This window comes from Streptomyces sp. NPDC058877 (genome assembly GCF_042742855.1).
Classification (GTDB): Bacteria; Actinomycetota; Actinomycetes; order Streptomycetales; family Streptomycetaceae; genus Streptomyces.
In genome coordinates, this window is record NZ_JBHYMF010000063.1 from 1 (window position 1) to 17,648 (window position 17,648).

The window sequence follows — 17,648 nt, forward strand, 5'->3', positions numbered from 1 at the left end:
CGAGTACGAAGAAGCCTTCTGGCGGAGCCAGGAACAGACCCCGCAGTCCGCCTGAAACAAGATCACCGGACTCTACGAAACTCGGGGCAGCTCACGGTGTGGGCTAGGAGGTCCAGGCCCGGCAGGTCCATGGGCGGGAGATCGTTCACGCGGCTGCCTGCCTTTCGTGGGTGAGGTACTGGGTGGCGATCCAGTAGCTGTAGGCGGGAGGTACGGCTTTGCGGGCTTCGGCCGCGCTCATCCAGGTGCAGCCCATGGCGTCGGCGTAGGCCCGCTCGCCTTTGTGCTCGAAGGCGAGGAGCTTGTTGCGGCCCCGCGGGTGCCAGCACGGGGGCAGGAGGTCCCCGCCGCCGCCCCAGGACGTCTCGAAGATCCGATGGCGTCGCACCTTCAGGCCGAACTGCGACCCGCACAGCAGGTAGTCGGGGCGGAGGATCCCGGCCTTCGCCGTTTCGGGGACGTTCTCGATGACCCACGGGATGCCGGACGCGATCAGACGGTCGCGTCCGGGGGCGATGAGGTCGGGATGGTCGGTGGGGTTGCCGCGCCACCTGGTGACGTTGGCGTAGCGCTCGCAGGGCCAGGAGGCGTGGATGAGGTCGAACCCGTCGAGAGGGAAGGCGAGGGCGTCGGCTTGGTGGAACTCGAACGGGTAGTTCGGCTGCGGGTTGATGTCCACGCCGACGACCTCGAATCCGGCGAGGGAGTAGCCCATGGACATCCCGCCCGCGCCGCAGCACAGGTCCAGGACACGCAGGCCGTTGGAGCGGTGCAGGGGCAGGATCCGGGCGTTCACGCCACCACCGCCAGCGGGGAGGCAGTCAGGGTGGTGGGGGCGTGGTCGCCGAGCCAGCGGGTGCAGGCCGGGGGGATGCACTCGCGGATGCCGTCGCGGTTCATCCACGGCACGCCGAAGAACGTGTCCAGCAGGAGCAGCCGGGGCCTGTTGCGGCGCCGCGGGATGTCGGTGGGGTGGGGCATTCTGGTGTCTCCAGTTCTGTACTGGTTCTGGAACCGGGACAGCCGCGGTCTTTGCCGAGAGGCGGCTGTCCCGGGCTACGGGGAACGTGCATGAGGGGGAGCAATGACGACGGCGTGGCTGGTCCTGGCGGTCGGTGACGAGCGCCAGCACGGCGGGAACGACGGCTACGACGACAACCCGCGGACCCACTACAGCTGGGACAGCACTGTCCCCAACCACGGCAGGATCGCCGTCGGCGACGTCATCGCCCTGTGGGACAAGAAGGAACTGATCGGCGTCTCGGTGATCCACGGCATCGACACCGCCGTCGAGCAGAAGACCGTCTACTTCTGCCCCGAGTGCCAGAAGGCCGACTTCAAGCGCCGCACGCGGCTGACCCCCGCCTGCCGCTGCAACCAGTGCGGAGCCCTGTTCGAGGAGCCCGGCCACAAGGTCAAGACCGTCACGACCTACCGGTCCCGGCACGGCCGCACCTGGATCGAGGGCAGCGGACTGCTGAACGGCGCCCAGCTGCGGGCGCTGTGCAACTCACCGCGCTCGCAGCTGAGCCTGCGGCCCGCCCGCTGGGAGAAACTGCGCGACGCTCTGCTGGCCACCGAAGGTGCCGACCAGGTCGGCACCCTTGCAGGGCGGGAACGTCTGCCGATCCCCGGCGGGCACCGCACCGTCCAGACCAGGGCCCGCATCGGCCAGCCCCAGTTCCGCGAACGGCTCCTCCAGGAGCAGGGCGAGATGTGCGCCATCACCGGCCCCGCACCCGCCTGCGTCCTGGAAGCCGCCCACCTCTACAGCTACGCCGACAGCGGTGAGCACCACGACTTCGGTGGCCTGCTGTTGCGCAGGGACATCCACCGGCTCTTCGACCTGGGCCACCTCGCGATCGACCCGGCCACCGGCCTTCTGGACACAGACAGCAACCTGGACGGCTACCCGGACTACGCGCGGCTCCACGGTCAGAGGCCCGCCTACAAGCTCCGGGAAGGCCACCGTGTCTGGCTCGCGAAACACTGGCATGAGCACCGCTCCCCCAGGCTTCCCGCCCCACGTGCAGCCACTATTAGCGAAGGCGCGACTGCTTAGCGGTGGTTGATGGTGCCGTTGGCGCGGCCGAAGAGGCCGGTGGCGGTGATGTTCTGGGTGATGTGCGTCGTCGCCCTCGTCGTGCTCCCGGCACTGCTGTTGGGGGTGCCGGTGACCGCTTTGCGGGCGGTGCGCAGCAGGACGGGGGCAGCGATGACGGCGGCGACGAGGAGGGCGGCGGCGGACCACAGGGCGTGGCTCATGGCGATGAGTCCCGGGGCGGCGTAGGAGAGTCCGATGCCGGCGGCGGCGATGCCGGTGCCGACGGTGGGGGCGAGCAGGGCGGTGGTCTTGGCCCACGCCGGGATCGACTGCGCGGCCGGAACCGGAACCTGCGGCGTGGGGGTGGGGTGGGTGTAGGCGAGGGTGCGGACCCCGTTGGGGAGGGTGACCCAGTCGACCCCGGGCGGGATCTCCGCGGGCAGGATCACGGGCCGGTGGGCGGTGGCCGGTGGCGGGGTGTAGGGGTGGGGGGTGGTGATCTCGTACGCGGTCGGTTCGTGCACAAGGTGCCCCTTTCAGCGCTGCGGGCAGCGCCCCGACGGTGGGGTGCTGCCCGGTGGCCTGCTTGTCGTGTCGCTTGTCGTGCGGCTTGTCGCGTGCTTGTCGTCTGTCTTGTCGCTTGTCTTGTCTTGTCGCTTGTCGCCTTGCAGGTCACAAGCCGTTTCCGGCCCTCAGCAAGCCGCCCAGGGCCCTTCCCGAACACGGTGGGCGACAAGTGGCGAGCAGGTGGCTTCGACCTCTCTGGCCGATCACGTTCGTGAGCCGTCCGGGAGGATGCGGGGATGAGCATCGTTGAGATCGAAAACCCGTGGACGCCCGCTCACCATGCGGTGGAGTTCAGCGACCATGCCGGGCTTACGCGCCTCCTCGACGAGGGGGCTGACGTGAACGAGATTTGCTGTGGGATGACGTTGCTGATGCATGCCATCGACTTGGAAGGGGACGCGGCTCTCCAGTCACGGCAACCTGTCGACAGCGCACTCACAGCGATCCTTCTTGCCTACGGTGCCGACCCGACCATCACCCTCGGCGGCGAAACCGCCTACGACGTGGCCCAGCGATACGACCACGAGATGGCCATCCGGTTGCTGGACCGCTTCACCTCCTAGTCCTTGGCGCGCTCGTCGGGGGCATGACGGTGGTGGATGTAGCGGGTCTTGGTGCCGGTCCCGATGCGGATGGCGATGCCCTTCTCGGTCCATTCCTTGAGCCAGCCGACCACGGTCTGCCGGGAGGTGCCGTGCTCGTTGGTGAGGGCGCGGGCGATGGCGGAGGCCCCGGTGCCTTCCACTCCGGCGGCGAGGAGGACGTCGAGGGCGGCCTGGCGGGCGGCGCCCTCGTTTTGCCCGTTGCGGAATGCCGACAGGTTCAACCCCGACACCTGCTCCCCCTCCGGAGCGGTGGGGGTGTGGGGTTCGGGGGTGGTGGCGAACTGGGCGTCGATCTGCTCGCGGAACTTCTGCGCGAGCGCGTCTTCGTCTGACACGGCCGGGGTGGTGGGTGGCTCGGCGGTGGTGCGGTGGGCGGACAGGTTCAACCCGCCCGCCCGGGAGGCCGGGGCCACCGCGTCCGGTTCGCCGGTCGGCTCCGGGTCGGGGGTGTGGTCGTGGATCCAGGCGGTGCGGGCTGAGTCCCACCGTCGGGCGTAGTCCGGTCCGGCGGCCTTGGCGGAGACGGTGTCGAGGGTGGGGTGGCGGTCGGAGGTGGCGGCGACGATGTCGCGGATCTGGTTGGGCAGGATCCGCCAGGACTTGAACAGGCCGGCCGGTGATTCGGGGGTGCCGATGAAGCCGGAGCCCTTGTAGGGGGCCTGGTCCACGCGCAGGCCACGGGAGCCGGGAAACTGCTTGCCCAGGTCCATGCCCTCGGTCTCTCCACCGGTGAGCGCGACGCGGACCTTGCCTTCCCGGCGGATCATCAGGTTGCCCAGCACCGACCCGGTGGCACCCAGCGCGGTCAGGACGGTGCGGATGCCCATGGCGCGGGCGATCCGGATCACCTCCAGGATCTTCGCGGCGAGGACCTTGGAGGGGCGGTCCATGGCGGTGAGGATCTCCGCGCCCTCGTCGATGACGATCTCGATCTGCGGGATCTGCGCGGAGATAGGGAGCAGGTCGGTGTTCGCCTTCGCCATCAGGTCCTGATACGCCATCTTGCGGTGCTTGGCGATCCGCACCGCCGCGTCCAGCATCAAGGCGGCCTCCTCGTGGGTGGAGGCGAGCCAGTCGACCCCGGGCCGCATCCCCTGGCCGTCGCCCGACAGGGCGGGGCGGATCCAGGGCAGGCCGGCGGATCCGGCGTTGAGGTCGATCACCCAGGTCAGCACATCCGTGGTCCGGGCGAACCCGGCCAGGATCGTGTGGACCATGTTCGTCTTGCCCGACCCGGTCGGCCCGACCACCAGCGCGCACTGCTCGCGCAGGTAGACCGGCATCTGGCGGCCGTCGGTCCGTAGCCCCCACGGAATCCCCGTGAGCAGCGACAACGGCGCGTAGTCCGAAGGGTAGGTGACCTCCTCGGCCAGCACGTTGACCGTGGTGACGTCGATCAGGACGCGGCCCTGGTCGATGCCGGCGGTGGCGGTGGCGGTGCAGCCGTGCGGGAGGCGGGCGTCGGCGGACAGTCGCGCGGACTCCCGGGCGATGCGGTCGTAGGTGGTGCCCCCGGCGGGGAGTTCGGCGTCGATGGTGAAGCCGGTGCCGGTGGGCCACATCTCCACCGCCAGGACCCGGATGGTCAGGCCGCACACCCGCTGGATCCGGTCCACCCACTCTGCCGCGATCTGGCGTCGTTCGGCGGACAGTTCGCGGGAGACCTGGCGTTCGGCGGCGGCGATCGCCTCCAGCTCGCGGGCCTCCTCATAAAGGAGGGTGGAGCGGGCAACGGTGCCGATGCCGATGCCGAGGGTGGCCAGCGAGCCGAGGGCGGCCCAGGTGAAGGGGCCGGTGGTCATGGCCCAGGTGGTCCAACCCGCGCCGATGAGCCAGGACGCGGCGCGCATGGTGATGGTGCGGGCGGCCAGGCGGTCGCGCAGGCTGGTGACGGTGTGGCCGATCGCCCCGGCGGTCCCGGCGGCGAGGGCCCAGGCGGGGGGCATGCCGGTGGCTGCTCCGGTGGCGGCGAGGGCGAGGGCGCCGGTGGTGGCGGACAGGGCGCCGGTCACGGGTCCGTGACCGGCCGCCCAGTCCCACACCGGCCCCGTCTTGGTGGCGGTGTTGGTAGCCATGGGTTAGACGTTCCAGCCCTTCTCGGCCTCGGGGCCGTTGCGGGGGTCCTCGTGGCGGGCGATGTCGGCCTCGTGGGTCTGCCGGAAGTGCGGGCCCATGTCCTCGGCGGCCGTGACCGCGGACATGAGGGCGCCGAAGATGTCGTTGAAGCCGTCCGCGATCGTCTTGTCCAGCGGGAACTCGGAGTCGGAGCGCTCCGCGAGGATCTTCATGGTGTTCGCGATGGACGTGAGGGCGGCGGGAAGGCCCTCGACCATGGCGAGGATCTCCATCGCTGACTCCGGCTCGTACTGCTGGGCCGCGGTTTCCATCTCCGCCGCGTGCTCCTCGAAGTTGAACCCCGACATGCCACTTCCTTCCTCGGTGGTCGTGCCCGTGGTGGGGAGGGGGCCGCCCGGTCGCTCGGCGGTGTCCCCGATCTGCTGCTCGTCGTTCTGGGTGAGGGCGGCTTCGGCGGCCTGCTCGTCCTCGGCGAGCTGGGCGCGGATCGCGGCGTCGCGGTCCTCCCGGGCTTCGCGGGCCTGCTTGACCAGCCGGGCGAACAGGCGCCGGCCGGGGTACTGGAGCCAGGCCCAGCCGAGCTTGCGGCCCAGCGGCGTCGACACGATCCCGACGACGCCGAGGGCCCCGGCGAGCACGGCGGCGAGCAGGCAGCGGCCGTGGAACCGGGCCGCCGACCTCCACAACGCCGTGCGGGCCTTCCTGCGGGCCTGCCTGCACGCCTTACGGACCTGCTTGCGCATCTCCGCCGTCCGGGCCCGCGCCCGGTCTTCGGTCACCGCGGCAGCCGCCTGCTCGTCACGGGCCTTCCGCAGACGGCCGGCCGCAGCACTGCGGGCCTTCCCCGCCGCATTGGTGCCCTTCGCGACCGCCCGCCCCACCGGCCCCTTCGCGGTGGCGGTGCGGGCCTGCCGTTTCGCGTCCCGTCGAGCGTCCGCGACCTGACGCCGCGCTGCTGTCGTCCCGGTACGGCGCTCCGCCCGCGACGGAGAGTTGGTGCGGGCTTCCTGCCGCAGCGCCCGCACCTCACCAACCCGACCCGGACGCTTCCCGCCCTTGAGCGAGGAGGCGATACCGGTGCCGGTGCGGGTGGCCTGTGCCTTTCCGGCGGGGCCCCGGTGGGGGGCTTTGCCGAGCGAGACGGCGAGCGATCCTGCCGTTCCCGGCTTGCCACCCAGGGCGCCACGCTTGGGCTGCGAGGGAACCCGACCCACAGTCGACCTCCCGCCGCCGGTTCCGGACCGAGCCGCAAGCCTCCCGGCGCCCGAACCGGTCCCGCCCGCGGCCATCCTCCCAGCCGTCTTGGCGCTGCTCTTGGCGTCGGTCCCGGGCTTGGGCTTGGTCTTGGTCTTGGTCTTGCGGTGGGCGGCAGTGGCGCCCAGGACCACGGCCCCGGTGGCGGCGACCATGGCGGCGATCGGGCCACCGGCGAGGGCGGCACCGGCGAGCAGGGTGGTGGTCGCGTTCGCGCCGGTCAGGGCCAGCGGAACCACCGGCCAACCCCCCGCCGTATGCGCCACTACAGGCTGCTGCGGGGCGGGTTCAGGCTGGGTCGGGGTGGGCGGGTTCGGGTCGGGGGTGGTGGCCGGTGGGGCCACTACCGGCTCGGTGCTGACATCGGTCATGCTGGGAACCTCCCTTTGGGAGTCAGTGAGGGCCCGGCCGGGTCTGTCCAGGAAGCGGCCGGGTCCTCGTGCTTTTCAGGCAGCACAGGCGGGGGCATCCGCACACGGGACGCACATGCCGAGCGAGGCGGGGATCCGGTATCCGGCATCCCGCCCACACCCGGGGCAGAGACGGCGGGCCGCGTTCGCCCGCTCCAGGGCGGCCCGCTTCGCCGGGGTCATTGGGCGGACCGGCCGGGCCAGGTCGATCCGGTAGAGGTAGGCGATCAGCGGTTCACGTCGGCGGCGGGGCCGTTCGAGCTGGGCCACGACCGGTTGACCACCGGGCCGCAGCCCCAGTGCCCGGAGCTGCCGGAACGTCGCCAGCCCCTCGGGGGCGAGGCGCCACCGGTAGACCGGCAGGCTCGCCATCAGCCGAGCCTGTGGTAGGAGGCCCGGCAGGTGTTGGCGTGGTCGTTGGCCTGGCGGCGGGTGTACTTCACGTAGTCCCCGTCGTGGGAGCGCTGACCGCAGCCGTGGTAGTACCAGCGGCAGTACATAGACGACTCGTTGCGGCCGGTGATGTCGACGGCGGCGCCGGTCTGGTTGTGGAACCGGATGAGGAGGTCGTCGGGCTCGGGCGGGTTGGAGTTCGGGGAAAGCTTCACCGGGACGCTCCTTCCAGAGCCGGGGCGGGGTGGTTGTCGCGCAGTTCCTGGTAGCGGGTGGAGACCCAGCCGACCGACCAGCCACACAGCTCCGCGGCCTGCCGCACCGGCACCCCGGCCGCGAACGCCGCGGCCACCGTGCGAAGGGCCACGTCGTCGTCCTGCTTCTTCTTGGCGGGTCCGTTGGCGAGGAGCGCGGCGCGTTCACGCTCGGCCCGCTCCTCGCGTTCGCGCTGTTCACGCTCCGCTCGTTCCAGGGCCTCGCGGCGCTCGCGTTCAGCCTTCTCGGCGGCCTCGCGTTCACGGCGTTCACGGGCCAGGCGCTGCTGTTCACGCTCGCGCGCCTCGCGTTCACGGGCCTCCCGCGCCTCCCGCTCGGCCGCCGCGATCCGGTCCCGCTCCGCCTGCTCCTTACGCTCCTGACGCTCGGCCTGCTCACGGAGCAATGCCGCTTCGTGCTCGCGCTGTTCACGGGCCAGCTTCGCCTCGAACTCCCGCCGCTCCCGGGCCCGTCGCTCCTCCTCGTCGGCCCTCCGCCGGGCGGCCTGCTCGGCCTCCTCGGCACGCTGGCGGGCCTCCTGCTCACGGCGCCGGCGCTCGGCCCGCTGCCGTTCCTCCAGGCCGTTCACGGCCGCCGTGATGGCGCGGCGGTAGGCCAGGCCGGTTTCGGCGGTGACGATGAGGAGGAGGGGTGCGACCGCGTGCACGGCCACTCCGACCAGGTCTTTCTTCAGTGCGGAGTCGGCGGTGTTCAGCGCGAGGGTCATGATGCCGGTCATCCACCGCAGCACCACCGGCCACCGTCCACCCTCTCCGCCCAGGCGGGCGAGGACGGAGTCGAGACGGACGACGATGACCACCGCAGCATCGACCACGATGGGGAGGATGGGGGCGGTCCAGTCCCACGCATCCGCCGTGTGTGCCGCCATGAGCGGGGTGACGGTGAGGACCGAGTAGAGCATCGCCCCGCACACGATCAGCCACGTCCCGACGCTCAGGGCCTTCTCGGCTGAACGGATCTGAACACTGTTCACGACACCGCCCCCAAACCCACCGCCACCGACTCCAGCTCCGGGACCGGGCAGTAGCCGGTGAGCGAGATCCGGGCGCCAGCGAAGTGGCCGTGAACGATCCGAACGGCCGTCGAGCCGTTGCCCTGAACACGGTGCTTAACCGCCGTCGGATCGATGTTCAGAGTCTCGCGCCAGGTCTCGAAGGCGCTGAAGTCGTCGTAGTGGAACGACAGCTCCAACAGCTCCGGGTAGACCGTCGTGACGTGCACGCACGGGGCCGGCAGATGCGAGAACTTCGCGTCCAGCACGACCAAAGCCGCCAACGGCGCGGCGAGATCGGAGAGGGTCTGGGCGTTCACGCGGCACCACCCGACAGGGCCGTGGTGCGGTTAGTCAGGTCCCGGCGAGCCGCCACGACCCGGTGGCGGGCCCGGCGGATCCGCCGCTCGTCCAGCTTCGCGGCCGGACGGTCCAGCAGGGCAATCTCGATGTCGAGGAGGTCAACCTCCGCCGCGATCAGCGGCATCTCCCGCTCGATCGCCTCCAGCTCCGCATCCGACGGCTCACCGTCAAACGCCAGCTCCGCGCTCGTCGCGGGGAGTGTGATGATGGACTTCATGGGTCGTGCTCCCTTCACAGAGGAACGGCCCGAACGAGGTCCCGGAGTAGCCGCTCCGGGGCCTCTCGCCGTTTGGAACCATCCGGCTCCCCTCAACCCCGCCCGTACGACACCCCCGAAGGGGCCCGGACGGGCGGAGGAGGCAACCGGCCGCAGCACCGCTGCGCAGGTGACCTGGCCTCCGCGAATCACCGGATAGCCCGGTGCGCCGAAGCGGCGGATCAGGAGGACGCGGTGGGCATCGCCGCCGTGCCGGTCAGGCACGGGCGGGCGCCCCAGGGTCTTCGTCGGTACATGGACACCCCCTCGGTCAGGTGGACAGGAACAAGCACTGCAAGGGGGACCTGTGTCCCCACTCTCCGGCCGTTGCTCGCGGTCGCCGGGCCACCTCGCCAGTCGGGCCGAAGCCCATTGCGTCCTACCTGGCCTTTAGCGGGATTGCAGCGTCCCCGCCCTCTGCTCCCTAGCGGCTCCCTACGTGCGGGAATGCCGCCGCAAGCGGGCATGCTTGATGGCGCTGCACCGCTTGCTCAACTTGTTGGTACAAGCTGATGCAGTGATGCTGCACCCACGGACAGTGAGTCGTCAAGTGATCGGGGCCCACATGTACCAACAAGTTGAGCGAGTGCGTCATGATGGGCGCATGAACAAGCAGCCGAAGTACCGGCAGGTCGCTGACGCACTCCGCCGCGACATCGACAACGGGGTCTACGCGCCGGGTTCTCGCCTGCCCTCCGAGAGCGAGCTGTCCGAGCGTTTCGACGCATCAAGGAACACGGTTCGCTCGGGTCTCGCGCTGCTGGTCAGCGAAGGTCTGATCTCGTCGAGTCAGGGGCTTGGCTACGAGGTCCGGAAGCACGAGGTGTTCGAGCTCAACGCGTCCCGCTTCGAGAATCTGACCTTCCCGCAGAACGGTGACGCCTACAGCACCGACGTCACCAACGCTGGCCGCCACCCCACCCAGACGTTCCGCGTCGAGGTGACCCCGGCGACCGAGTACGTGGCGGAGCGGCTCAAGGTCGAGCGGGAGTCGACCACCGTTCTCCGGTTCTGCCATCGGTTCGTGGATGACGTGCCGTGGTCGACCCAAGCCACCTACTACCCGGACTGGCTTGTGAAGGAGGCTCCGCGACTGGCGGAGCCCGGCGACATCGCTGAGGGGACGACGCGGTACCTGGCAGGTATTGGCGTCGAGCAGATCGGCTACTTCGACGAGATCGCGGCCCGGATGCCCACGCCGGAGGAAGCGCGGCTGCTCGACATCGGCGCCGGCGTCCCGGTGCTGCTCTGGACTCGTATCGGCTACTCGGCGGACAGGGTCATCCGATGCACGATCACGACCTTCCGGGGTGACCTGAACCGGATGAACTATGAGATCGGCACGCTGTCCGCTCGGCAGGAGGACGAACTCCAGTGATCATCGAGCGGGCGACCGCAGACGACTTGGACGTGCTGCTCGCGTTCCGTCAGGAGGCCGCGTCGTGGCTCACTGCCCTCGGGAGTGACCAGTGGCAGCGCCCCTACCCGGCGGACCGGCTGCTGAGCACGATTGAAGCCGGGGTGGTGTTCATGGTCCGGGACGGTTCTACGACGGCGGCGACCATCACGTTGACCCCGGATGCGGAGGAAGGGCTCTGGAGCGACCAGGAACTCCAGGAAGAGTCCCGGTTCGTGAACAAGCTGACCGTGGCTCGTACCCACGCCGGCCAAGACCTCGGCGGCAGGCTGCTCGATTGGGCAGGCGACCAAGCGTATCGTTCCGGCGCCAAGTGGCTTCGGCTCGACGCGTGGACGACGAACAAGCCGCTCCAGGACTACTACCTTCGCCACGGGTTCGAGCACGTGCGGACGGTCACGGAGGGCGGAGCGGTCAACGGGGGCCCTCGCGTCTCCGGATGGCTCGCACAACGTCCTGCGGTGCCCAGTACGGCGCATGGGCTCATTGACCAGGTGGAATCGGGCGCACGGCTCGGGGGCTCCTGACATCAGCCGCTGACATCAACGCCCACGCACAACGGCAGACGTCCACGGACACGCAGCCGTGAAAGTTCCTGCGGAACCGCGTGAATCGGCAGGTGTGATCCGGGGTCGCGAGAGGTGGCACGCGCCTACGGATCAGAAGGTTGCAGGTTCGAATCCTGCCGAGTGCACACAGGTGAGAGACCCGGACGAGAGTCCGGGTCTCTTGCGTTGTGGGGGCGTACGGGAGCGAAGTACAGCAACCGCCGGGGCTGCCCTCGAAGTCGAGCGACTCCCACGTCAGGCCCGGGGCCCCCGGCCCGGCCGCAGTCCGAGACGCGGCACGAGGAGCGTCCGGGCCGTGGAGACGGCTGGCCCCTGGCGAACCACCGGGTCCACGTCGTACCCCTGGTCCTGGCTCCGGCCGATCCGTCATGGCAGGGTCGTGTCCCGCCACGTGGTGTAGAGGATCACGTTCCGCTTCGCCAGCGTGCCACCTGTGACCACCGCGTTGGTGCCGAGGGGGCAGTAGTGATGCTCGCCGTTACACCACTCTGCGGGACGCGATCCATGGCAGCAGGACGTCTGGCGCGATCCGTCGGTGTTCGAGAACGTGGAGCACGTCTTTCGCACCCCCTTCGATGACTTCTGCGACGCCGACGAGCCGGAGCGATGCCTCGCAGTCGGCCTGCGGACCGAGGAAGAGGTCGTTCTCATGCGTGAGCCGGGCATCACGCTCCACGCCGCGGCGGCCGAGACACCCGTAGAGGCCGGCAAACCCCTGGGCACTGCCCGGGGTTTGCCGGCACCATGAGCGGGTGCCGAAGCCGATCGATCCGACCGCCAGGCTGCGCACGTCGTTCCTGGCGGCAGTAGCCGAGTTCCGCGAGGACCCTGACTACCCGTTGCCGTGGTTTGTCACCGACGTCGACCCGCAGGCGCTGGTTGATCCCGCCGCCTTCGATGCCTACGTCGAGCGGGTGCTGAGCGAACGGGACGGGGACGCGCCACCGCGCTGGGAGGGGTTCGTCCCGATGACGACCCTGTGGTGGGTCGACGGGGAGCAGATGATCGGCCGCCTGGCCATCCGCCATCGACTGACGCCCAGTCTGGAGCAGTCCGGCGGCCACATCGGCTACGACGTCCGTCCCAGCGCCCGCCGACGGGGGCACGCAAGGGCGATGCTCTCCGCCTCCCTGCCGATCGCAGCGTCTCTGGGGATCACCGAGGCACTGGTGACCTGCAACGGGACCAATGTCGCATCCCGGCGCGTGATCGAGTCCAACGGCGGTCAGTACGTCGACACCGTCGACGGGAAGCACCGCTACTGGGTTCCGACCTTCTAGCCGGCGGGCTGCTCGGCCGTGTCACATCCGTGTCGGATCCTGCGGTGAATCACGGTGAATCACGGGGAACGGGGGTGCCTGCACGTCGGGTCTGCGGGGAGGAAGCCCTACGACAGCGCAGAGGGGGACGATGGTGTCCCGCCGAGTGGTGTAGCCGATCAAGCTGGCGGAATCCGCAGGTCGTGGCCCGATTCGCCCTCGCCGGCGGCCCTGTTGGGGCTCGCCGAGCCGGGACCAGCGGTGATCGCACGACGGACCGCAGCGGCACGTCCCGGACGGCTCCGAAGCGGAGGCGACGGACCGTGATCGGCTACACCACGACGGGGGACACGACCAGGGGGACCAGGGGCGCTCTCCCGTTCCCCTAGAGCGGTGGCTTCCCGGCCACCAGCGGTAGTGGCCAGCCGGCGCAGGCCACCAGTGCGCTGCCGTCCTCGGTGGGGAAGAGCAGGGTGACCCATGTCCGGTCGGCGGCATGGATCAGCCCTGTGCGCACGGGCCGGTCCTGTGCGCGGATGAGCTGCACCGCTCTTTCCAGTCCGAGGGGTTCGAGTCCGTGCATCCGCATGCGCTGAAGTCGGTGCCTGAAGACTCCGGCATGCTGGCCCGCGGGCCCGAATCCGGTCGGGTGCACACGGACGGGAGGCCCGGACGCGTGTCCGGGCCCTTGTGCCGTGGGGCGTGCGGCGGGGGAGTGGTGCAAGGGTGCTGATCGCCGTCGGGCGCTGGCGCTGGCCGGTGCCCTGGAAGGCCGAGGGGTGTCGGTGCGGGCGGGCCGGGGAGTCAGACCGGCTGGAGGCGGTGTCCGCCGCTGAGGACGGCCTGTTCGGCCGGGGTTGCCGAGCGTTGCCATTGCGGGGCGAGGGCGGCGTACGTGGTGACGTCGTGCCAGCGGCCTCCGGTGTGGAACAGCTCGCGCAGCGTTGCCTCGGGGTGGAGGCCGGCGGCGAGCATGACGTCCCGCATGCGGGTGTGGTCGGCCCGGTGGCCGGCCCAGATGCGGTGCAGGCCGAGCGGACCGAAACCGTAGGCCATCAGCAGGCGCCCGGCCTCGTGGCCGTGACCGCGGACGGGGGCGTCGGGCAGCAGGACGAGTCCCGTGAGCATGGCATTGCTGCCGTACTCCTCGACCAGTAGCCCCATGGTGCCGACCATGGTGTCGTCGTCCGGTGCGCAGATGGCGAGGGTGTGCCTGCGGCGCGGGTGGGTGTAGGGCTGGGCGAGGCACTGGGCGAAGGCGTCCTGTGCCTGACGGGCGTCCATGCGGTCGATGCCGAGGTAGCGGGTCAGGACGGGGTGGGTGTGGATGCGTTCGAAGGGGGCGAGGTCGGTGGCCCGCAGTTCGCGCAGCCGGAGGTGCTCACCGTGCAGTTCGGGAAGGTGCGTCATGACGCGGCTCCGAGGAGTGCGGTGCGGTCGGCGGCGATGAGGGCTTCCAGGTCCGTGTAGTAGCGCCCGGAAGGAACGGGAGCCCCCAGGAGGATGCGCCGGGCGGTGTCGGTGACCAGGGCCGCGCCGAGCATGATCCCGCTCGCCAGTTGCGGCCAGCTCGTGAGGGTGCGGCCGATCCGGCCGATGGCGTCGGTCATGGCCGGGCTGAGCCGGTCCGCGTCCACGATCTGCAGCAGCAGGTCGAGCGATGCGGCGGCATCGAGTGCGCGGACCTCCCGTGCGGTGGTCGTGCCGGTCCGACCGTGGAAGAGGGGCCGGTCGGGCTCTTCGTCGAAGCGTTCCACGTCCAACAGGCCCCGGTCGTTGGCGTCCATCAGGACGGGGATGCGGCGGGCGCGGGCGTGCTCGCGGGCGGCGAACTTGGCCCATGGGGTGTCGCATTCCTCGACCAGCAGGTCGAGCCCCGAGTCGGGACCGGTGCCGAAGAACTCCTCGATGGTCTGCTCCGTGATGCCTTCGCGGTGGATCTCGATGTCGAGGTACGGGTCGATCTCGTACATCTGACGTGCGCAGAGGACCGTCTTCTCCACGCCCAGGTCGTGGACGCCGGCGCGCAGCCGGTTCAGGTTGGACAGGTCCAAGCGGTCGAAGTCCGCCAGGCGGAACGATCCTCCTACCCCTTCCATGACGCAGGTGAGCGCAGCGCTGTTGCCCACGGACAGACCGAGCACGCCGATGCGGCGGCCGAGCAGGTCCTGCTGCTGTGCACGGGTGATCTTGTCCCGGTTGCGGTCGGTGCGGACCAGCCGGAACTCCTCGGCCGGCAGCAGGTGCACCAGCCGTCCCGACCAGGGGTACCAGACCCAGGTGCCGTAGCGCCGGCGCGGGACCCCGCCGTGCACGTCGGCGACGGCGGCTTCGAGGGCCCGGGCGTCCAGCGGCTCTCCGGGCCGCAGACAACGCACCAACTCCTCCAGCTGCTCGTCCATGCGGTCGTGGACTTCTCGCACGGCGCCCGAATCCAGCAGCGCTGTCAAGGTCGCTTCTCCCCCGGGGGCCACGAGGTCGATGAGGAGGGGGCGATGGGCGTCCTCCCCCGTGGACACCGGCGGGGAAATCCGCGGGGAAATCCGCGGGGAAATCCGCGACGAAGGAGAGCGGGAGCCGTCCTCGGGAGGAGTCTCTGAAGGGGTCACGGAACGGGAAGCTAGCAGCCGGACGATCTTGCAGAGCCCTTGTCACACCGGAGCGCACACTCGAATTGATGCGCGACCTTTTCGCTACTTTCACTACCCCTGTGCGTGCGCGCGCCCCCTTGGCGCACCCGTGGCCGGAGGCCGTGCACATGCCCGACGGTGTGTCCGGCCGCCGGGCCACTGGCCACCGGGCCACCAGTCACCGGGCCACCAGCCCGGTGGCCCGGGCTCCGGCGCGCCCCCCGAAAGCGCTCCGGAGCTGCCCCCGCGCGCCGTCAGGCCGTGGTCTTCGAGCGGGAGGAGTGCGGCCGGCCCTCGGAGGCCTGCTGGGGCAGGACCCGGCGACGGCGGGTGGGGACGCCGAGCGTCGGGTTGGCCACGCCCCAGGCCGCGCCCTTGCAGACGAGCTCCTTGTAACCGGCGGCGAGCCGTCCCGTCAGGGCCGCCCGGACGGAGCGGTCATCGGCGGTGACGTACTGGATGAGCCCTTCTCGGCGGCCGAGCGAGATGCACTGGTTGAAGTAGCGCAGCGTCGTCTTCGGCACCTTGGCCCCGGTCAGACGGGCCGCGATGGCATCGGCTGCCTGCCAGGCCATGGGGGTGCCCGAGGCGCACGACATCCGCAGCGGCTTGTCGCAGGGGCCCATGGCCAGGGCCGCGTCCCCGATGGCGTACACGTCCGGATGGGAGACCGAGCGCATGGTCCCGTCGACCACGATCTGACCGGTGTCGGTGACGTCCAGGGTGCTGGCCCGGGCGATCGGGTGCACCGCGAAGCCGGTGGTCCACACGGTGACCGCGGCCGGTACGGATCCGCCGTCGGCGGTGGTGACCCGGTCGGCCTCCACGCCGGTGACGGCGGTGTGCTCGTGGGTGGTGACGCCGAGGCCGTCGAAGACCTTCCGCACGTGCTGCCGGCCCTTGGGCGAGAGCCAGTCGCCGAGGCCGCCGCGGGCGGCGAGGGCGACGTCGAGGTCCGGGCGGGCCTCGGCGATCTCGGTTGCCGCTTCCAGGCCGGTGAGGCCCCCGCCGACCACGACCACGGACTGCCCGGGCGTCAGGGCGGCCAGGCGCTCGCGCAACCGGAGTGCTCCGGGGCGGCTGGAGATCTCGTGTGCGTGCTCGGCGGTGCCGGGGACGCCCCGGGGGTTCCAACCGCTGCCGAGGGCGTACACCAGGGTGTCGTACGCCAGCTCCTCGGCACCGTCGCCGGCCGTGACGGCGACGGTCCTGCGGTCGGCGTCGACGCCGGTCACCCGGGCGGTCCTCAGCGTGACGCCGGTGCCCGCGAACATCTCGGCGAGGGGGCGGCGGACGAGGTCCTGCCCGGTGGCCAACTGGTGCAGCCGGACCCGCTCGACGAAGTCGGGCTCGTCGTTGACGAGGGTGATGGCGACCTCCTCGCGGTGGAGCCGCTTCGCGAGGCGTCCGGCGACGGTGGCTCCGGCATAGCCGGCCCCGAGGACGATGATGCGGTGCTGCTGCATGTGCCTGCTCCTGTTCTCGCGCGGTTTCGCCCCTTGAACCGGGCGGCCCGTCGATTCCTGACAGGTGCGCGCTGTGAGCCGGGTCACATGGCGGGCGGGGGCTTAGAAGGCGGCCTCCACGAGGGGGGCTCCGTGTGCGGAGGCCGACCAGTGTCGGGTGGCGCGCTCCAGCTTGTCCGGGTTGACCTGGCTGCGGCAGGCGCTGATCCCCTCGGACGTGACCTCCAGGCACATGACGCCGATGACCCGGCCGTCGAGCACCGCCACGACGGCGGGGACGCCGTTGGCGGTCGTGGCGTGGATCTCGGGAGATCCGCCGGCCAGGGTGCGCTTGGCCTTGCTCGGCTTGAACAGGCCGCGCAGGAAGGTCGCGACCGCGAGGGCTCCCTCGAACGCCCTGGTGCGCGCCGGGATCTTCCCGCCGCCGTCGCCGACCGCGACGGCGTCACCCGTCAGCAGTCGCACCAGCGGCTCGGTGCGGCCACTGGTGGCGGCTGCGAGGAACTCCTCGACGATCTGCCGGGCGGCGACCTCGTCGATTTCGGTACGGGTCTTGCCGTCGGCGAGGTGCTTCTTGGCGCGGTGGTGGGTCTGCTGGCTGGCTGCCTCGGTGATGTCCAGGATCTCGGCGATCTCCCGGTGCGGGTAGTCGAAGGCCTCCCGGAGGACGTACACCGCGCGTTCGTTGGGGGAGAGGCGTTCCATGACGGTGAGGACCGCGTACGAGACCGATTCGCGCTGTTCGGCGGTGTCGGCGGGGCCGAGCATCGGATCGCCGGCGAGGAGCGGTTCGGGCAGCCACTGGCCCACGTAGGTCTCGCGCCGGGCACGGGCCGAAGTGAGCTGGTTGAGGCACAGGTTGGTGAGCACCTTCGTCAGCCATGCCTCGGGCACCTCGATGCGGTCGACGTCGGTCGCCTGCCAGCGCAGGAAGGTGTCCTGCACGGCGTCCTCGGCCTCGCTCGCGGAACCGAGGAGTCGGTAGGCGATCGCTTCCAGACGGGGCCGGGAGGCTTCGAACCGGTCCACGTCCTGCACGGTCAGTGGCATGGTTCGGATCCTAGTCCGGGCG

The 17,648-nt window shown here is 70.6% G+C and carries 21 protein-coding genes; 6 read left to right on the top strand and 15 right to left on the bottom strand.

Going from position 1 to position 17,648, the window contains the following annotated elements:
- Positions 1 to 145 precede the first annotated feature (145 nt).
- Complete coding sequence (locus tag ACFW2Y_RS16845) at positions 146 to 796, bottom strand: class I SAM-dependent methyltransferase (RefSeq protein WP_384879093.1); 651 nt, start codon at positions 794 to 796, stop codon at positions 146 to 148.
- Positions 793 to 981: a hypothetical protein gene (locus tag ACFW2Y_RS16850; RefSeq protein ID WP_384879096.1), complete on the bottom strand. Its 189-nt coding sequence runs from the start codon at positions 979 to 981 to the stop codon at positions 793 to 795. Before ACFW2Y_RS16850 ends, ACFW2Y_RS16845 begins: the two co-directional genes overlap by 4 nt.
- 103 nt (positions 982 to 1,084) lie before the next feature.
- Between ACFW2Y_RS16850 and ACFW2Y_RS16855 the strand changes: the two genes are divergently transcribed.
- Positions 1,085 to 2,062, top strand: a complete 978-nt coding sequence (locus ACFW2Y_RS16855) for an HNH endonuclease (protein ID WP_384879099.1) — start codon at positions 1,085 to 1,087, stop codon at positions 2,060 to 2,062.
- On the opposite strand, the gene ACFW2Y_RS16860 is transcribed toward ACFW2Y_RS16855, so the two are convergent.
- The gene (locus ACFW2Y_RS16860) at positions 2,059 to 2,568 is read right to left on the bottom strand and encodes a hypothetical protein (protein ID WP_384879102.1); all 510 of its coding nucleotides are present in this window, start codon (positions 2,566 to 2,568) and stop codon (positions 2,059 to 2,061) included. The two genes, ACFW2Y_RS16855 and ACFW2Y_RS16860, sit on opposite strands and share 4 nt — an antisense overlap.
- A gap of 279 nt (positions 2,569 to 2,847) precedes the next feature.
- Here ACFW2Y_RS16860 and ACFW2Y_RS16865 point away from each other — a divergent pair, with 279 nt between their 5' ends.
- Positions 2,848 to 3,174: an ankyrin repeat domain-containing protein gene (locus tag ACFW2Y_RS16865; protein WP_384879105.1), complete on the top strand. Its 327-nt coding sequence runs from the start codon at positions 2,848 to 2,850 to the stop codon at positions 3,172 to 3,174.
- On the opposite strand, the gene ACFW2Y_RS16870 is transcribed toward ACFW2Y_RS16865, so the two are convergent.
- The 7 genes from ACFW2Y_RS16870 to ACFW2Y_RS16900 all read right to left on the bottom strand — a co-directional run bounded on the left by ACFW2Y_RS16870 (position 3,171) and on the right by ACFW2Y_RS16900 (position 9,196).
- Positions 3,171 to 5,291, bottom strand: a complete 2,121-nt coding sequence (locus ACFW2Y_RS16870) for a hypothetical protein (protein ID WP_384879108.1) — start codon at positions 5,289 to 5,291, stop codon at positions 3,171 to 3,173. The genes ACFW2Y_RS16865 and ACFW2Y_RS16870 overlap by 4 nt on opposite strands.
- Before the next feature lie 3 nt (positions 5,292 to 5,294).
- On the bottom strand, positions 5,295 to 6,917 hold the full coding sequence (locus ACFW2Y_RS16875; protein ID WP_384879111.1) for a hypothetical protein: 1,623 nt from the start codon (positions 6,915 to 6,917) through the stop codon (positions 5,295 to 5,297).
- Positions 6,918 to 6,992: 75 nt separating this feature from the next.
- Positions 6,993 to 7,328, bottom strand: a complete 336-nt coding sequence (locus ACFW2Y_RS16880; RefSeq protein ID WP_384879114.1) for an RRQRL motif-containing zinc-binding protein — start codon at positions 7,326 to 7,328, stop codon at positions 6,993 to 6,995.
- On the bottom strand, positions 7,328 to 7,564 hold the full coding sequence (locus ACFW2Y_RS16885; RefSeq protein WP_384879117.1) for a hypothetical protein: 237 nt from the start codon (positions 7,562 to 7,564) through the stop codon (positions 7,328 to 7,330). Before ACFW2Y_RS16885 ends, ACFW2Y_RS16880 begins: the two co-directional genes overlap by 1 nt.
- On the bottom strand, positions 7,561 to 8,598 hold the full coding sequence (locus tag ACFW2Y_RS16890; RefSeq protein WP_384879120.1) for a DUF2637 domain-containing protein: 1,038 nt from the start codon (positions 8,596 to 8,598) through the stop codon (positions 7,561 to 7,563). Before ACFW2Y_RS16890 ends, ACFW2Y_RS16885 begins: the two co-directional genes overlap by 4 nt.
- A complete protein-coding gene (locus ACFW2Y_RS16895) occupies positions 8,595 to 8,936 on the bottom strand; it encodes a hypothetical protein (protein WP_384879123.1) in 342 nt (113 codons plus the stop codon). Before ACFW2Y_RS16895 ends, ACFW2Y_RS16890 begins: the two co-directional genes overlap by 4 nt.
- Positions 8,933 to 9,196: a DUF6284 family protein gene (locus ACFW2Y_RS16900; protein ID WP_384879126.1), complete on the bottom strand. Its 264-nt coding sequence runs from the start codon at positions 9,194 to 9,196 to the stop codon at positions 8,933 to 8,935. Before ACFW2Y_RS16900 ends, ACFW2Y_RS16895 begins: the two co-directional genes overlap by 4 nt.
- 643 nt (positions 9,197 to 9,839) lie before the next feature.
- Between ACFW2Y_RS16900 and ACFW2Y_RS16905 the strand changes: the two genes are divergently transcribed.
- The 4 genes from ACFW2Y_RS16905 (at position 9,840) to ACFW2Y_RS16920 (ending at position 12,501) form a co-directional block, all read left to right on the top strand.
- Positions 9,840 to 10,613, top strand: a complete 774-nt coding sequence (locus ACFW2Y_RS16905; protein WP_384879129.1) for a GntR family transcriptional regulator — start codon at positions 9,840 to 9,842, stop codon at positions 10,611 to 10,613.
- Positions 10,610 to 11,179 (top strand): GNAT family N-acetyltransferase, encoded by a 570-nt coding sequence (locus ACFW2Y_RS16910; RefSeq protein ID WP_384879132.1) that lies wholly within the window; start codon positions 10,610 to 10,612, stop codon positions 11,177 to 11,179. The genes ACFW2Y_RS16905 and ACFW2Y_RS16910 overlap by 4 nt, the downstream gene beginning before the upstream one ends.
- A 577-nt stretch (positions 11,180 to 11,756) precedes the next feature.
- Positions 11,757 to 11,969 carry a hypothetical protein gene (locus tag ACFW2Y_RS16915; RefSeq protein WP_384879135.1) on the top strand — a complete coding sequence of 71 codons (213 nt, stop codon included), beginning with the start codon at positions 11,757 to 11,759 and terminating at the stop codon, positions 11,967 to 11,969.
- Between the two features lie 4 nt (positions 11,970 to 11,973).
- Positions 11,974 to 12,501 carry a GNAT family N-acetyltransferase gene (locus ACFW2Y_RS16920; protein WP_384879138.1) on the top strand — a complete coding sequence of 176 codons (528 nt, stop codon included), beginning with the start codon at positions 11,974 to 11,976 and terminating at the stop codon, positions 12,499 to 12,501.
- A gap of 364 nt (positions 12,502 to 12,865) precedes the next feature.
- Here the strand turns inward: ACFW2Y_RS16920 and ACFW2Y_RS16925 are convergent, their stop codons facing one another.
- The 5 genes from ACFW2Y_RS16925 to sigJ form a co-directional block, all read right to left on the bottom strand.
- Positions 12,866 to 12,997 carry a hypothetical protein gene (locus ACFW2Y_RS16925; RefSeq protein WP_384879141.1) on the bottom strand — a complete coding sequence of 44 codons (132 nt, stop codon included), beginning with the start codon at positions 12,995 to 12,997 and terminating at the stop codon, positions 12,866 to 12,868.
- A gap of 287 nt (positions 12,998 to 13,284) precedes the next feature.
- Positions 13,285 to 13,890 (bottom strand): GNAT family N-acetyltransferase, encoded by a 606-nt coding sequence (locus ACFW2Y_RS16930; RefSeq protein WP_384879144.1) that lies wholly within the window; start codon positions 13,888 to 13,890, stop codon positions 13,285 to 13,287.
- Entirely contained in the window at positions 13,887 to 14,930 is a 1,044-nt protein-coding gene (locus tag ACFW2Y_RS16935; protein WP_384879147.1) for a ThiF family adenylyltransferase, read from the bottom strand. The genes ACFW2Y_RS16930 and ACFW2Y_RS16935 overlap by 4 nt, the downstream gene beginning before the upstream one ends.
- Positions 14,931 to 15,364: 434 nt before the next feature.
- Complete coding sequence (locus tag ACFW2Y_RS16940; protein WP_384879150.1) at positions 15,365 to 16,576, bottom strand: NAD(P)/FAD-dependent oxidoreductase; 1,212 nt, start codon at positions 16,574 to 16,576, stop codon at positions 15,365 to 15,367.
- 102 nt (positions 16,577 to 16,678) lie between these two features.
- On the bottom strand, positions 16,679 to 17,626 hold the full coding sequence (gene sigJ / locus ACFW2Y_RS16945; RefSeq protein ID WP_384879153.1) for an RNA polymerase sigma factor SigJ: 948 nt from the start codon (positions 17,624 to 17,626) through the stop codon (positions 16,679 to 16,681).
- Positions 17,627 to 17,648: the final 22 nt, after the last annotated feature.

Excerpts from the sequence above, each read along its gene's own strand:
- ACFW2Y_RS16850 (WP_384879096.1), bottom strand. The coding sequence starts at position 981 with ATGCCCCACCCCACCGACATCCCGCGGCGCCGCAACAGGCCCCGGCTG.
- ACFW2Y_RS16855 (WP_384879099.1), top strand. The coding sequence starts at position 1,085 with ATGACGACGGCGTGGCTGGTCCTGGCGGTCGGTGACGAGCGCCAGCAC.
- ACFW2Y_RS16865 (WP_384879105.1), top strand. The coding sequence starts at position 2,848 with ATGAGCATCGTTGAGATCGAAAACCCGTGGACGCCCGCTCACCATGCG.
- ACFW2Y_RS16870 (WP_384879108.1), bottom strand. The coding sequence starts at position 5,291 with ATGGCTACCAACACCGCCACCAAGACGGGGCCGGTGTGGGACTGGGCG.
- ACFW2Y_RS16875 (WP_384879111.1), bottom strand. The coding sequence starts at position 6,917 with ATGACCGATGTCAGCACCGAGCCGGTAGTGGCCCCACCGGCCACCACC.
- ACFW2Y_RS16880 (WP_384879114.1), bottom strand. The coding sequence starts at position 7,328 with ATGGCGAGCCTGCCGGTCTACCGGTGGCGCCTCGCCCCCGAGGGGCTG.
- ACFW2Y_RS16900 (WP_384879126.1), bottom strand. The coding sequence starts at position 9,196 with ATGAAGTCCATCATCACACTCCCCGCGACGAGCGCGGAGCTGGCGTTT.
- ACFW2Y_RS16905 (WP_384879129.1), top strand. The coding sequence starts at position 9,840 with ATGAACAAGCAGCCGAAGTACCGGCAGGTCGCTGACGCACTCCGCCGC.
- ACFW2Y_RS16930 (WP_384879144.1), bottom strand. The coding sequence starts at position 13,890 with ATGACGCACCTTCCCGAACTGCACGGTGAGCACCTCCGGCTGCGCGAA.
- ACFW2Y_RS16940 (WP_384879150.1), bottom strand. The coding sequence starts at position 16,576 with ATGCAGCAGCACCGCATCATCGTCCTCGGGGCCGGCTATGCCGGAGCC.
- sigJ (WP_384879153.1), bottom strand. The coding sequence starts at position 17,626 with ATGCCACTGACCGTGCAGGACGTGGACCGGTTCGAAGCCTCCCGGCCC.